Origin of the sequence: Bradyrhizobium betae, from assembly GCF_004123905.1 — a bacterium.
In the GTDB taxonomy this organism is placed as follows: domain Bacteria; phylum Pseudomonadota; class Alphaproteobacteria; order Rhizobiales; family Xanthobacteraceae; genus Bradyrhizobium; species Bradyrhizobium betae_A.
In genome coordinates this window covers 1-13,744 of sequence record NZ_MZXW01000016.1, presented here as the reverse complement: position 1 = coordinate 13,744, position 13,744 = coordinate 1, and the positions used below count along the sequence as shown (strand labels likewise).

The following is a 13,744-nucleotide window of genomic DNA, read 5'->3' as shown; positions in this document are numbered from 1 at the left end:
TCCCGGTCCTCGCCCAAAATCCTTGCATTGAAGATTTTCATTAACAATCCGGAACAGAGAGATATATTTATAAGCAATGCTGATAGATCAGATCGACCTGAAACAGCTCCGCGCCTTCGTCCGTGTCGTCGAGACCGGCAGCTTCAGCGCTGCGGCGCGCGCGCTCGGGATGTCGCAATCCGCCGTCAGCCAGGCGGTGCGGCAGCTCGAGGATGGCTTGCGCGTACGGCTGCTCGACCGCACCACGCGGAAGCTCCAGCTCAGCAAGGTCGGCGCGGATTTCATGCCGGGCATCCAGCGCCTGCTCGCCGATCTCGATCGCCAGCTGCAGGATCTGCGCGATCTGCGCGAACATCGTCGCGGTCATGTCACGGTGGCCTGCGTGCCGTCGGTGGCGCTGCGGCTGATGCCGCGCGTGCTCGCGGCGTTTCAGCGCGAGCATCCGATGGTCGCGGTCACGCTGAAGGAAATTTCCCGCCATCAGATTTTTGCGGCGCTGCGCGGCGGCGATGTCGATCTCGGCATCGCCAATGTGCCCGGCGATGATCCCGAGCTCGATGCCTCGCGCCTGCTGGTCGACAATTTTGCCCTGGTGATGCGCCGCGATCATCCGCTCAGCGCGCGCGACGCGGTGAGCTGGGCGGAGGCATCCAAGGCTGGCCTCGTTGTGATGGCATCGGGCACCGGCATCCGGCTTGAGATCGAGCGCGGTGTCGCTGACCTCAATCAGGGCACGCCGATCCACGAGGCCGAGCATCCAGCGACCTTGCTGGCGCTGGTCGAGGCCGGCGTCGGCGTTGCACCGCTGCCGAGCCTTGCCTGGCCGGAGCCTGATCATCCCGTGCTCACCTGGCGCAAGCTGGTCGAGCCCGTGATCGAGCGCGAGCTCTATCTGCTCTGGCGCATCGGCCGCGATCTCTCCCCGGCCGCACGCGCGCTTCAGCGCGGCATTTTGGCAGGCGCGCAGGCGATCCGTGAACGAAGTTTGGTCGGCCCACGGTCGGTGTTAGGTTGAACCTGTTAGCGGCGGGCGCCGACCTAGCAACAGCCCGCCGGCGGGCACGGAATCAGGTAGTTCAAGACAATGTTCGACAAAGCCTACCGGCAGCGCCTCGAAGCTGACCTTGCACAATGGGAGGCCGATGGCGTGATCGCGCCGGCCGCGGCCCTCTCCATCCGCAGTGCGCTGCCGCCGTTGTCGCCCGGCATCAACATCGCGGTGGTCGTCGGCATCGTCGGCGGCCTGTTGATCGCGGCTGCCTTCCTCGCCTTCGTCGCGGCGCACTGGACCGAGATCGCGCGGCTGCTGCGGTTCGCAATCCTGCTCGCCGGCATGATCGTCGCCGCCGGCCTCGGTGCGTGGTTCGCTGCGTCTGGCCGCGCTGTCCTCGCCGATCTCTGTGCGAGCATCGGCGCCATCATCTTCGGCGCGGGCATCGCGCTGGTCGGCCAGATGTATCATCTCGGCGACGACTTCGCCGGCGGCATGCTGCTGTGGTCGATCGGCGCGTTCGCGGCGGCGCTGCTGACCGGCTCGCGCGGCGCGCTCGCGGTTGGCCTCGTCGCCGCCTGCGTCTGGACCTGTATGCGCAGCTATGATGCGCCCGATGTCCTGCATCTTCCGTTCGTGGCGGTGTGGCTGATCGCCGCCGCTCTCGCCTTTGCATGGAATTCCCGCGTGGCTGCCCACCTCGTCGCGATCGCGGTGCTGCCGTGGTGGATTGCGACGTCGCTTCGCTTCGACTTCGACGGCCTTCAGCCGTCATTCGTGCTCGCAAACGGTGCGGCCCTGCTGTTCGGCGCCGGACTCGCGGTTGCCGCTGCGCCATCACCGAGAGCGCTCCGTCTCGGGAGCGTTCTGTCGATCTACGGCGCGTTTGCGCTGGCCGTCGTTGCCTTCCTGGAGGTGACGACGGTTGACGACCTCATTCGCTTCCGGACCAGCACTGGTCCAGCCCAGCCGCTGTGGGCGATCCTGTGCGGAGCTGCCGGTGTGATCCTTGCACTCGCGTCCGCCGGAATTACCAAACGCACGGGTGAAATCCTTGCAGCATGTGCGATCGGGCTCGTGCTGCTCGCGGCGCCGATCTGGCCGGCATCCGCGGCCGGAGAGCCCTGGTTCGCCTATGCCGCGCTGCTCTGCGCCATGCTCTGTCTCGTCGTCTCCGGCATGCTCGACGACGTGCGTCCGCGCATCGTCGCCGGCTGGCTCGGGATCGCCGGCGTCATCGCAGGGATCACCTGGGCGGTGAAAGGCTCGCTGCTGCGCCGTTCGGCCTTCCTTGCGGCGGCCGGCATCATCGCCGTCGCCTTTGCAACCGCGCTCAATCGCATGCTGCCGAGGGCTCCGCGATGATCGAGTCCATCACAAAATTCTGGCAACGCATCCCGAAAGCCGTGCTGTTCGGCGTCGCGGTCCTGCTTCAATGCGTGCTGCTGGTTCTGATGGTCGCCGATCGCATGCAGATCCTGCGCGAAGGCCGTGTGGTCACCTTGCAGACGCAGCCGGTCGATCCCCGCGATCTCCTGCGCGGCGATTACGTCGTGCTCCGCTATGACATCTCGCAGCTGCCGGCCGGCGCACTCGCCGGCAAGACGGCCGAGACGCGCAATCCCGTCGTGTTCGTCAAGCTGGCGCCCAATGCCAACGGCCTTTACGAGGCGGTCTCGGTGTCGGCCGAGCCCGTCACCGTCACGGCTCCCGAAATCCTGATCCGCGGCCGCGTCAGCTATTCCTGCGGCTCGAGCGTTCGCACCTTCTGCGACAAGCTGACGATCAAATACGGTCTCGAAAGCTATTTCGTGCCCGAAGGCGAGGGCAAGAAGCTCGAGCAAGCCCGCAACCAGCAGAAGCTGCGCGTCGTCGCCGCCGTGCTCCCCTCCGGCCGCGCCGCCATCAAGCGTCTGCTGCTCGACGGCGAACCGGTGTATGAGGAGCCGTTGTATTAGCGGCCGGGCGGTTTCGCCTTCAACGCTCGCCGCAAGACATCCCACATCCGCGGATCGCTCATATGCGCAACGTTGAACCGCATGAAGCTCGATGCCGTCTGCGACACGCTGAACACGTTGCCCGGCGCCAGCACGACATCCTCTTCGAGCGCTGCGCGTGCGACCGCCGTGGCATCCTGCCCGTCGGCGAGGCGGCACCAGAGGAAGAAGCCGCCGCGTGGCATCAGCCAGGGCTCGATGCCGAGCGCCTGAAGTTTTCGCGCGACGTCGCGGCGTGTGCGCGTGAGCTTCTGCCGGAGTTCGTCCATGTGCTTGCGATAGCTGCCGCCGGCCAAAACTTTGGCGACGATCTCGGTCGCGACCGGGCTCGGGCCGCCAAAACTGGTTGCGACCTGGAGGTCGACGAGATGGTCGATCCAGTCGGCGCGACCCGCGATGTAACCGCAGCGCACCGAGGCCGACAGCGTCTTGGAGAAGCTGCCGATGCGGATCACGCGGTTCAAGCCGTCGAGCGCGGTCAGGCGCGGCGAGCGTTCCGGTTCGAAGTCGCCAAAGATGTCGTCCTCGATGATGGTGAGGTCATGCGTTGCAGCCGCCGTCAGAAGCCGGTGCGCGGTCTGAAGCGAGATCGTCGCACCGGTCGGATTGTGCAGCGCTGAATTGGTGATGTAGAGCCGCGGTCGCTCGGCCGCGAGAATCTCTTCGAAGCGGGTGATGTCAGGGCCCGACGGCGTATAGGGCAGGCTGACGATCCTGGCCTGATGCGCCCGCAGCAACGCGCGAAAATTGAAGTAGCAGGGATCATCGACCAGCACGGTGTCGCCGGGACGAAGCAAGAAGCGGCAGATCAGGTCGGTTGCCTGCGTGCCCGAGCCCGTCAGCATCAGCCGGTCGACCGAGGCTTCGATCTCGTCTTCGGCGAGGCGCGTCAGCAGCAGCCGGCGCAGCGCGGGAGAGCCGGATGTCGAGCCGTAATTGGTCAATACGCTCGCATCAGTGCGAGCAAGTCCGCGGGTTGCGCGGCGCAAGGCCGCTTCCGGCATCCACTCCGGCGGCAGCCAGCCGCAGCCGGGTTTTGGCACGGCATCGTCCGTGTCGAGAGATTGTCTGGAGACCCAGAACGGATCGACCTCGCGGTCGCGGCGCGGTTCGACTTCGGTCAACGCCAGCGGTGGCGTGACGGTCGGTGAGACATAGAAGCCCGAGCCGCGGCGCGCGCGGATCAGGCCTTCGGCGGCGAGGCGATCATAGGCTTCGACCACGGTCGAGGGCGAAACGCCCATCGTCGTGGCAAGGCTGCGGATCGATGGCAGGCGATCGCCGGCACCGAGCGCACGGCCCGCGACCTTGGCGCGGATCGCGCTCATCACATCGATCGTTCGCGTTCCGCCACGTCCCTTCGATTGCGGTTCGATGTCCAATGTGTATCACCTTCCATACCCATACAGATCTGCCAGATTGTACTGGATTGTCACTGGTCCCGCCACCGCAGAAGGCCGAAGATCAGCGTCGAAAGAAGGTAAGGCGGAAATGCAATCTCCGGGCAGCGGCTGGGGCAACGGGCTTCTCGGCGTCATCATCTTCAGCGGCTCGTTGCCGGCGACGCGCGTGGCCGTCGGCGGTTTCTCCGCGCTGTTCCTGACGTCCGCGCGCGCCGTCATCGCGGCGTTGATCGGTGTGGCCGTGCTCGGCTTGCTTCGTCAGGCGCGCCCCGAACGAAGGGATCTCCTCTCGCTCGCCATCGTCTCCATCGGTGTCGTGGTCGGCTTCCCCTTGCTGACAGCGCTCGCGCTCCAGCACGTCACCTCCGCGCATTCGATCGTCTTCATCGGCCTGCTGCCATTGTCGACGGCGATCTTCGCGGTGCTGCGTGGCGGCGAACGGCCGCAGCCGCTGTTCTGGCTGTTCGCGATCCTCGGCAGCGCAACGGTCGTAGGCTTTGCCCTCTCCAACGACGGCTCGGCATCGATCACCGGCGATCTGCTGATGGTCGCCGCGGTCGTACTGTGCGGGCTCGGCTATGCCGAGGGCGCTGCGCTGTCGCGCCGTCTCGGCGGCTGGCAGGTGATCTCCTGGGCGCTGCTGCTGGCGCTCCCGCTGATGGTGCCGGTCGCGATCTGGACATGGCCTTCGACCTGGAGCGGCGTCAGCGTGCCCGCCTGGATCGGGCTCGCTTATGTCTCGATCTTCAGCATGTTCGTCGGCTTCATCTTCTGGTATCGCGGCCTCGCGGTCGGCGGCATCGCCCGCGTCGGTCAGTTGCAACAGCTCCAGCCATTCTTCGGCCTCGCGCTCGCAGGCTTCCTGCTGCACGAGCCGGTGGCCTGGAGCATGATCGCCGCGACCGCGCTGGTCGTCCTCTGTGTCTTCTTCGCGCGGCGGTTTGCCTGAGGCGGTGCGCCTCAGGCCGGGTCCATCACCGTTCGCGTCAGCGCGCTCCGCGCAAATTTCTTCAGCGGCATCGGCTTGCCGAACAGAAAACCCTGCACGAGGTCGAAGCCGAGTTCGTTCGCGGCGACGAGGTCGGCGCGGCTCTCGACGCCTTCGGCCACCGTGCGGACGCCGTAGCCCTGCGCGAGCTCGACGATGTGGCGGCACACCGTGCGCTTGAGGCGGTCACTGCCGCTGCCGGTGACGAAGTGGCGGTCAGCCTTCAGGTTGATGAAGGGAATCCTGGCCAGGTCCATCAGCTCCGGCCAGTTGGCGCCGAGATTGTCGATCGACAGGCCGATATTGTGCAGGCGCATTTCGCGCGCGATCTCGGTGAGGAATTCGAGGTCGCGGATCGCCTCCTCGCTGGCGATCTCGATCGTCAGTCCACCGAAGGCCGGATGCGTCGGCATGTGGCGGCAGAGATCGTGTACGGCTTGCGGCTCCTTCAGATACGACGCCGGCAAATTGATCGAGAGATCGACCTGGCTCTGCCGCTCCAAGAGGTAATGCCAGTCCCGCAGGGCCCGCTCGATCACGAATTCCGAGAGGTCTCGGAAGTGCGGATCGTGCGCCTCGGGAATGAAATAAGCCGGCGGCACCACGCCCCAGGTCGGATGCCGCATCCGCACCAAGGCTTCGGCACCGCTGCGGACCAGCGTGCGTGCGTCGATCTTGGGCTGGTACCACAGCTCGAGCCAGCCGGCGTGCAGGGCCTCGCCGACATGCACGGCCGGGCTCGGCGCCGGCTCCTCCGGCAACAACATGGCGACGCGCTCGCGCAGCGTCTCCGCGGCGAAAGGCGTGGTCAGCGGCGGCAGCATCGCAAGGCCATATTCCTCGCCGACCTGCTGCACCGCCTTGACGATGATCGACTCGCGGGCGCCGACGGCCAGGACCTTGCCCTCGAAGGCCTCGCGCACCAGGATCTCCAAAAATTTCCCCGGCTCGATGCCATCGGCGGCGATGCCGAGCAGGATCAGATCCGGCAGCTCATTGGCCAGCGTCGCTTGCAGCTCGTCGGCGCTGCCGCACTCGCTGGTGACGAAGCCGAGATCCTCCAGCACCTCGCTCATGAAGGCACGCAAGTGGCGTTTGCCGTCGGCCACGCAGGCGCGCGGCGTCACCTTTCGCCGTCCGAAGGTCTTTGGCCTTCGTTCGGCGAGTTCAACAATTTCATCGTTCATCGCAAGCCACTCCCGTTCCGTGTCGGTGTGTTAGCGACGTGAGCAGTTTCAAATATGGAGGGCTTCAGTCGATTGTTGAATTATCTGGGTAACGTTAAAGCCCGCATCATGTCTAAAATTGTCCTGATCTCGTTGCAGAAGTTTTTACATCTGCGCGCGCGTCGCGCGCCCGAGGGCGGCAATCACCGGAGATTTCGCGACGTGTAGTGCGACGGTATGCAGACACAGTGCCCCGTAATTGGACGAAGCCGCGCGCGCTTCGCCCAATTGAATAACGGACGCCTCAATTGCTCGTGGCCTTGTCGTGTTGAGCCATGCCGACCGCCTTGTAATCGTAAGTCGGATAGAACTCGGTGCGATAGGGACCCCACGCGGTGTCCTCGACGATGCGATTGACTTCGCGTAAGCGCGAGGCCGGCAGGCGCAGCGTGATCACTTGGCCGATGCCCATCATCACGTACCAGCTCACGACCTCGATTCCGGGCGGCGGGAAGGATTTGTAGTAGCCCTGCTTGTCGAGCTGCGCATTCAGCTCGTTCAGCGGACGGGACTGGTCGTGTTTGAAGAACACGGTGAGCAGGACTGCATTGTCGGCGGTCGGCGCCGCATTGCCTTGCGGCGGCGAGGTCTGTGCCATTGTCGTCGATGTGAGTGCCAGCGCGCCCGCCAGCAAGGCTGCCACCGTCCATGTCCTTCGGTTCGATCTCATCGCGGATTCCTTCCCAATGCTCATGCGATGGATCGGAGACTAAGGGAGGGGCGCATCGCCGACGAGCTCATTTTCGCGCGATGCGCGCATGTTTCGCCTTCGCTCGTGACGGTTCTGCGACAATGCGCGCCGGCCCAACAGCGCGAGTGTGAAGCACATCACATGCGTATTGCTGCGCCTGCGCTATGGGTCCGGATAGCCGGTGGTGGGCTGTTTAGGATTACAGCTATGTCGATGCGGCGAATGATGACTTGGTGGTTCAGATTGGTGCTGTCAGGGCGGTTTATGGATCGCTTCCTGTGCCTGCCGCGCTAGCGCCAGATCAGGTCGCCCCGATCAATTTGCGAAACGCCGCCGCGCCATCCTGCACAACGTCGCGTCCCTTCCAGGCCAGGTAGGAGAGCTTACCGCCCAGCGTGTCGTGGCTGCGCAGCCGGCGCGAGCCGAGGATGTGTCCGACATTGGAGGGGAAACGGCTGACCTCGGCGGACACCAGCGCGCCGATCGCGTCCATCAATTGCTGCAGCCGGACGCCCCATTCGCAACTCTCGATCCCGTCGATGCGCACCTTGAGCGCATATTCGGTGTCGTAGATCTCGGCGAGCAGGTCGCGGGCGACCAGCACTCGGTTGTGCCGAAGTGCGATCCGTAACGCCAGCCGCTTGTCGTCGAGCCGGTCGAGCACCATGGGAACGACGCAGGCATAGGGTGTGGCGGCGATGTCGGCTGCGCTCTTGCTGGCGGCAGGCTTGGTGGCGAGGCGCACCAATTGCCAGGACGTCTTCATGCGCCGCGCCACCAGCGCCAGCGCGAAGGGCAGCGCATAGGGATGGGATTTCTTGAAGGCGTCGAGCTGAGCGGTGATCTGGGCAACCTGGCCGTCGTCGAATTTCGCGATCTTCTCAGGCAGTTTTGCGTTGAACTTCGGCAGCGCGTCACCGGCGCGCAGCACGTGCTGCATCTTTCTCACATCGTCGAAGGCGGTGCGCGAAGCGGTGTACTGCGCGAGCTTGCCGCGGGCGAACTCAGCGCTCTCGGCCGAAGCCAGCGTATTCTCGAGCACCTTGACGACCTTGGTCTGGAACGTCGACGCGATCTTCAGCACTTCCTTGGGATTGTTGGCGGTGACCTGGTCATTGATCGCCTTGATGTAGTCGCGCGCCATGGTCGGAAGCAGGTCGCGGCAGATCCACTCCCAGATCGGGGTCAGCGTGTTGCGCGAAATCCGCCCCATATTGGCGTGCTCGGGCGCACCGTCGATCAGCAGCAGCTCAAGCGGGGCAAAGAAGTAGCGTGAGGGATTGGTGGCGCGTGCGTGGGTCGATCCGTCCTTGCGAAACTCGGCGCGCAGCTTGGCCTGAACGCCAGCCGAGCCCGGCATGTCGATGCCGCAGAGCTCGAGCCGCTCAAGCTCGCTGAGCAGACAGCTCCGCGACAGCGGCGTCAGCTTTTGCAAGAACTCCGATAGCTGGTCGATTTCGTTCATGGCACGCAATCTTCCGCAGCGTTTCCCGCGTAGACTATCAGCCCGGCGCGGGGAGGCATTTGCGCGCTCTCAAGTGTGACATAGAGAAGCAAGTTGCCGTTAATTTATCCGTAAAAATCGGGAGATGCGGATATCGGCGCGGATGCAGCTGTTAAGGACGATTTTGTCCGCCTGCCCATCATCTGAGCAGGTTTATCAACCTCAGCGTGGTTGGGGGCGATATCACTCAAGCATAAATTGTGCCGACGCCGGTGTTTTAGCGCAAAATCGCCAAAATCACCGTAGTCTTACGGAGCAAAAAGTTAACTACAGATCGGCCCCGGTTCCGCTAAACAGGTCACATGGGGTCACAGAATGATACGGCCATCGATTCGCGGCCGTCGGAATGGTACGAAAACAGCACCGCTCCAGCTGAAGAGCTCGATTTCGTCCGCCTGAATGCCGCCCGCGCCAAGGCGGCCGACGAAATGGCCGCCGCCATCGCCCGCGAGCTCAACGGCCCTCTGACTGCGCTCCTGCTCTACATGGGCGAAATCAAGCACCACAGCGATCAGCTCGCGCCGGTTTCCAGCGATCGGGTCTATTTGCAGCGGGTCGTCGAAAATGCGCTGACGCAGACCGAGCGCGTTTGCGGGCTGGTCAAGCAGCTTGCCGGTCCTCACAAGGGTGGCTTGCCGGTCTCGTCGGTGACCGAGGACGCGGAATCGAAGGCTGCTCGCGCGCAGCAGCCGCAACGCGTGCCAAGCGCCGAACTGCTGGGCCTGTCGGGCCAGAAGCGGCTGACCAAGCGCGAGCGCGAGGTGCTGCGGCTGATCAGCGAGGGTTATTCGAACAAGCAGGGCGCGCTTCGCATGCAGATCAGCCCGCGCACGTTCGAGAGCCATCGCGCCGAGGCGATGCGCAAGCTCGGTGCCCGCAACACCGCGGACCTGGTCCGCGCGGCGTTGCTGCATTCGATCGACTGAGGTTCTTGTGCGCCGCTGGCGGCGTGATCAAGCCCGAGAAAGGCTTGATGCAGAAAGGTTCGGGGACCCGATCGCGCTCAGAGATAGTCTTCGGCGAAAGGACGCGCGCGCGATGTGGGCCGCAGCGGCGTGATCTCTTCCTTCGGCGTGTTCGGGATGATCGTGATGGTCCAGCGCGGGGGCGTGCTCGATTCCTGCTCCAGCACCGAGCGCACGAAGCCAGTCACCTTCGCCTCGCCAGACGTCACCGTCGCCATGCGGCCGTTGAACTGAGCGATGCGGAAGCGACGGACTTCCTTCTGGTCCGCAGTCTCGTAGGTGAACATGGAAACCCTCCTGGTTTCCGGCGACTATCGCCTGCCATGATTAGCCATCTGTGAAAATCGCCAACCGTAGAAGTACGGCGGGTTTTGCACGCACGCCCCGTTAGGCCAGCGGCTCCTGCGCGCGCGCGGCATCGTAGGCGGCATCCATCAAGTCCAGGAGATGGTGGAATTTGGCCTCGCCGAGTGTCTCCGCGGACTTCTCCAGTTGCAGCGCCAGCGCCGCGAGCCTGACATAGCCGAACGTTGCGGCTGCGCTCTTCAGCGAATGCGCTTCGCGCGCGATCCTGGCGTTGTGCTGCGCTAGCGAAAGCGTGCGGAACAGTTGCAGCCGCCCGCAGGTTTCGCTCCAGAACACGGCGCGCACCTCGCCGGCGCCGTCTTCACCGATCTCGCGCACGAGCGCCGCATAGGCGCCCGGCTCGCGCGCGGGTTCGGCATCCAGCGCCTTCTGCGCCGGCGCGACGGTCACTTCAAACATGGGTCTGCCTGTCCTGGTCACGGTTCTCTGTCGCGCGGCCTGTCCGGCGCGCGGCACCTCCGTGTCTACGGCATCGAGATTTCAGTTCCGGTAGCAGGACGATCCGTGTTTGCAGGCCGGCGTTAGCCGCAGGTTTACCACGCGGCCGCGCCGGTCAGCGCGGACCGAGCAGCCGGTCGTACTGGGCCTTCACGGTGGCGTAGCACTCGCACGCCGTTTGGCGCAGGCCGTCCAGGTTCAGGATCTGGATGTGTCCGCGGCTATAGTGGATGAAATTGGCCTGCTGCAAGGTGTTGGCGACCAGCGACACGCTGTTGCGCCGCGCGCCAATCATCTGCGCCATCGCCTCCTGGGTCAGCAGCAGCCGGAAGTCGCCGGACAGGTCATGGGTGTGCAGCAAGCAGCGTGACAGCCGCGACTCCACCGGGTGAGCGGCGTTGCAGCCCGCGGTCTGCTGAACTTGCGCATAGACCGCGAGCCCGTGGCGCGTGAGCAGCGTCCGCAGGGTGCTGCTCTGGTCAGCCGCGCCGCGCAGCCGGTCGAGATCCATCACGGAGGCGACGCCGGGAACCAGCACGATCGCCGTGTTCAACGCGCAGGCATCGCCCATGGTCGAGAGCGTTCCGAGCAGGCTGTCGCGGCCGATCATGGCGACCTGCACATGCTCGCCCTTGGCGAGCTTCACCACCAGCGAGATGACGCCGCGGTGCGGAAAATAGGCGCGCTTGAGCGTCTCGCCGGTTTCGACCAGCAGGGCCTCGTGTGGCAGGTCGATCGTGCGCAGATATGGGCGGATCAATTCATAATCGTCCGCCGACAGCGCGGACAGGAAACCGTTGGATGGACGCACCATCGTTTCCAAAGTTGCCTCCCGTCTCCTGCGCCGGTCGGTCGCGGCGAGCGAACTCATTCCCAGCACGAGTAAGTGCCATCATGTTCACGTCGGGATATATTGGCAATTGGTACATTGTAATCCGGGCGACTACGTCGCAGGCCGCATTGTGTGCACGGCGGCATGCAGTCCATCGCATCGGCGTCGGTGTCATTGCCGGATTCCGAGTATGGCGGCGTGGTGGGCCTTCACGGCCGCATAGCAATCACAGGATGTCGTCTGCAGCGCGGGCAGGTCGATGATTGTGATCTGTCCGCGGGCGTAATGGATGATGCCGGCGCGCTGGAGTGCATGCGCGACGAGGGAAATGGCGTTGCGCCGTACGCCCATCATCTGCGCCAGCGCCTCCTGCGTCAGCGGAAGGATCTCGCTGTCGGAGAGATCGCGGGCACGCAAGAGCCAGCACGCGAGCTGTGCCTCGACCGGGTGCTGCGTATTGCAGAGCAACGATTGCTGCGCATGCGCGAGCAGAACTTGCTCATGGCGGATCATCAAACTGCGAAACGGGATGCTCACGGCCGCGACGGTGCGGAAAGCTGCTATTTCCAGCATGGAAGCAGTCCCGGGGAACAGCACGACAGGGTCCGCCGATGCGATGCCGTCGGCAAGTGCGGCACCGCCACCGACGACATTATCGCGCCCCAGCATCGCCACCTCGATTATCTGTCCTTCGGCCAGGCCGACCGTGATCGACACGGATCCAGCGTGGGGGAAGTAGATATATCTCAGCGCGGCGCCCGCCTCGCCCAGGACAGATTCCCTGACCATTTCGACCGTCGCCAGATGAGGGCGCAGCAGATCGAGATCAGCCGCGTCGAGCATTTGCAGCAACTGGTTGGGCGGGCGGCCGCTCGCGGTCATGCAGACCTCAATCCGACGCATTCGATGGACGATCGGCGCCGCGCGCGGTTCGTCATCCAGTTGCACGGCGAAATAATCATATTCTAAAGGTTGTGGCGTCGTCCATATACCTGTTGGGGGGCAGACAGCCTGCTGCATTTACGGCGGAATTAAGAATGGCGCGCCGATTCGTTCCTGAACCCGCGCGCCGCTCCTGCAACAGACTTGCGGGAAAACGTGGCAGGGGGGCCTCGTGAGCCGGAACCATTGCATCCGCGCCGCAATCGGACGTCGCACGACCTCGTTCGCTGAACGAGTGGTCACGGTGATCAGCCGTCGCTCCGAACCATGGCGCCGCATGGCCGCAGAGCTCGCGTTCATCGTCTCCGCCTCGCTGGTCGCCCCCGCCGACCTTCGCGACCGTCAATTCTTCGATCCAGACCAGAGGAGAAAGGCGTGCCCCACGATTCAATTATTGAATCGCCGAAACGGGAAACTCAAACGGGAACAGAAAGTCTGCACCATATTCTCGTTGTCGACGACGACCCGATGGTGTGCATGGCCATCGAGGTCTATTTGCAGCGAAACCATTTTCGAGTGACGATTGCCGGAGGAGGTGAAGCAGGACTGCGCGCTCTCGAGCACGAGCAGTTCGATCTGATGATCATCGATATCTTCATGCCGCACATGCGCGGGTTCGAATCGATCAGGATCTTCCACGAGAGGGCGCCCGCCATTCCGCTGATCGCGATGTCCGGCTACGCTTTTGCAAATCTGAATTCGCCCGCGCCCGATTTCCTCCGGATGACGCTGGAGCTCGGTGCGGCGCGCTGTCTGCGCAAGCCGTTTACGCCGCACGCGCTTCTTGCTGCCATCAACGATTGCCTCGCGGAGCACCGTCCCGACGACGTGACCCTGGCCGCGCGCCTGGGTTAGCGCGGCGCCGGCCGCGGCAGCGGCGAGGTAAGCGTTCGTTTACCGCGAATCCGGACCGTGCGACTTCTGGGCGTGCTCGAAGTTGCGGCCGCGGGAGCCGATCCGATTGCGGGTGATTTGCTTCGATTTCACGCGGGCCGCGCGTATCGCCCTTCACGGGCAGACTTTTTTCGCCCGCATCGACCTGCCGTTATCGGCGCGTTTACCTAACGTTGGTTGCGGTCACGGCCCGGCGCGGGTTTTGCCGAAAAGCGCTCTCGCATGCAGTCGAACCGCAAACTTGTCTTCAATATCCGTATTAGCACGGAGGATGAAATTAACGGGACCGTGAAAGGGGTTGTCTAACGATCGAAGGCGAAGACTTCCGCCGATGCCAGACGTGGCACAGGCGTCGAAGCTCAGCTCAGTAAGGCGTACCCCATGGATGATCTGTTGCGGGAGTTCTTGACGGAGACCAGCGAGAGCCTGGACACCGTCGACAATCAGTTGGTGAAGTTCGAGCAGGAGCCGAACAACGCCAAGATCCTGGATAACATCTTCCGCCTG

At 64.1% G+C, this 13,744-nt stretch carries 14 protein-coding genes; 6 read left to right on the top strand and 8 right to left on the bottom strand.

Annotated features, from left to right (window positions below):
- Positions 1-76: 76 nt before the first annotated feature.
- From B5V03_RS10190 to B5V03_RS10180, 3 genes are all read left to right on the top strand, one after another.
- Positions 77-1,015: a LysR family transcriptional regulator gene (locus B5V03_RS10190; RefSeq protein ID WP_129269748.1), complete on the top strand. Its 939-nt coding sequence runs from the start codon at positions 77-79 to the stop codon at positions 1,013-1,015.
- A 69-nt stretch (positions 1,016-1,084) separates the two neighbouring features.
- Positions 1,085-2,356, top strand: coding sequence for a DUF2157 domain-containing protein (locus tag B5V03_RS10185; protein WP_129269746.1), 1,272 nt, complete (start codon positions 1,085-1,087; stop codon positions 2,354-2,356).
- The gene (locus B5V03_RS10180) at positions 2,353-2,949 is read left to right on the top strand and encodes a GDYXXLXY domain-containing protein (protein WP_129269744.1); all 597 of its coding nucleotides are present in this window, start codon (positions 2,353-2,355) and stop codon (positions 2,947-2,949) included. Before B5V03_RS10185 ends, B5V03_RS10180 begins: the two co-directional genes overlap by 4 nt.
- Here the strand turns inward: B5V03_RS10180 and B5V03_RS10175 are convergent.
- The gene (locus B5V03_RS10175; RefSeq protein WP_245502191.1) at positions 2,946-4,316 is read right to left on the bottom strand and encodes a PLP-dependent aminotransferase family protein; all 1,371 of its coding nucleotides are present in this window, start codon (positions 4,314-4,316) and stop codon (positions 2,946-2,948) included. The two genes, B5V03_RS10180 and B5V03_RS10175, sit on opposite strands and share 4 nt — an antisense overlap.
- A gap of 163 nt (positions 4,317-4,479) precedes the next feature.
- On the opposite strand from B5V03_RS10175, the gene B5V03_RS10170 reads away from it, so the two are divergent.
- Positions 4,480-5,340, top strand: a complete 861-nt coding sequence (locus B5V03_RS10170; RefSeq protein WP_129269740.1) for a DMT family transporter — start codon at positions 4,480-4,482, stop codon at positions 5,338-5,340.
- Between the two features lie 11 nt (positions 5,341-5,351).
- Here B5V03_RS10170 and B5V03_RS10165 read toward each other — a convergent pair whose 3' ends face one another.
- The 3 genes from B5V03_RS10165 to B5V03_RS10155 all read right to left on the bottom strand — a co-directional run bounded on the left by B5V03_RS10165 (position 5,352) and on the right by B5V03_RS10155 (position 8,761).
- Positions 5,352-6,566 carry an EAL domain-containing response regulator gene (locus tag B5V03_RS10165; RefSeq protein WP_129269738.1) on the bottom strand — a complete coding sequence of 405 codons (1,215 nt, stop codon included), beginning with the start codon at positions 6,564-6,566 and terminating at the stop codon, positions 5,352-5,354.
- 283 nt (positions 6,567-6,849) lie between these two features.
- The gene (locus B5V03_RS10160; protein WP_129269736.1) at positions 6,850-7,275 is read right to left on the bottom strand and encodes a hypothetical protein; all 426 of its coding nucleotides are present in this window, start codon (positions 7,273-7,275) and stop codon (positions 6,850-6,852) included.
- Between the two features lie 322 nt (positions 7,276-7,597).
- A complete protein-coding gene (locus tag B5V03_RS10155) occupies positions 7,598-8,761 on the bottom strand; it encodes a hypothetical protein (RefSeq protein ID WP_129269734.1) in 1,164 nt (387 codons plus the stop codon).
- 341 nt (positions 8,762-9,102) lie between these two features.
- Here B5V03_RS10155 and B5V03_RS10150 point away from each other — a divergent pair, with 341 nt between their 5' ends.
- Positions 9,103-9,726, top strand: a complete 624-nt coding sequence (locus tag B5V03_RS10150) for a helix-turn-helix domain-containing protein (protein WP_129269732.1) — start codon at positions 9,103-9,105, stop codon at positions 9,724-9,726.
- A gap of 77 nt (positions 9,727-9,803) precedes the next feature.
- Here the strand turns inward: B5V03_RS10150 and B5V03_RS10145 are convergent, their stop codons facing one another.
- From B5V03_RS10145 to B5V03_RS10130, 4 genes are all read right to left on the bottom strand, one after another.
- Entirely contained in the window at positions 9,804-10,052 is a 249-nt protein-coding gene (locus B5V03_RS10145; protein WP_129269730.1) for a hypothetical protein, read from the bottom strand.
- A 100-nt stretch (positions 10,053-10,152) separates the two neighbouring features.
- Positions 10,153-10,530 carry an Hpt domain-containing protein gene (locus tag B5V03_RS10140; RefSeq protein ID WP_164987919.1) on the bottom strand — a complete coding sequence of 126 codons (378 nt, stop codon included), beginning with the start codon at positions 10,528-10,530 and terminating at the stop codon, positions 10,153-10,155.
- Positions 10,531-10,684: 154 nt separating this feature from the next.
- Positions 10,685-11,383, bottom strand: a complete 699-nt coding sequence (locus tag B5V03_RS10135; protein ID WP_206736137.1) for a Crp/Fnr family transcriptional regulator — start codon at positions 11,381-11,383, stop codon at positions 10,685-10,687.
- A gap of 189 nt (positions 11,384-11,572) precedes the next feature.
- Positions 11,573-12,283 (bottom strand): Crp/Fnr family transcriptional regulator, encoded by a 711-nt coding sequence (locus B5V03_RS10130; RefSeq protein ID WP_129271166.1) that lies wholly within the window; start codon positions 12,281-12,283, stop codon positions 11,573-11,575.
- A 435-nt stretch (positions 12,284-12,718) separates the two neighbouring features.
- Here B5V03_RS10130 and B5V03_RS10125 point away from each other — a divergent pair, with 435 nt between their 5' ends.
- Positions 12,719-13,198, top strand: coding sequence for a response regulator (locus B5V03_RS10125; RefSeq protein WP_129269724.1), 480 nt, complete (start codon positions 12,719-12,721; stop codon positions 13,196-13,198).
- Positions 13,199-13,744: the final 546 nt, after the last annotated feature.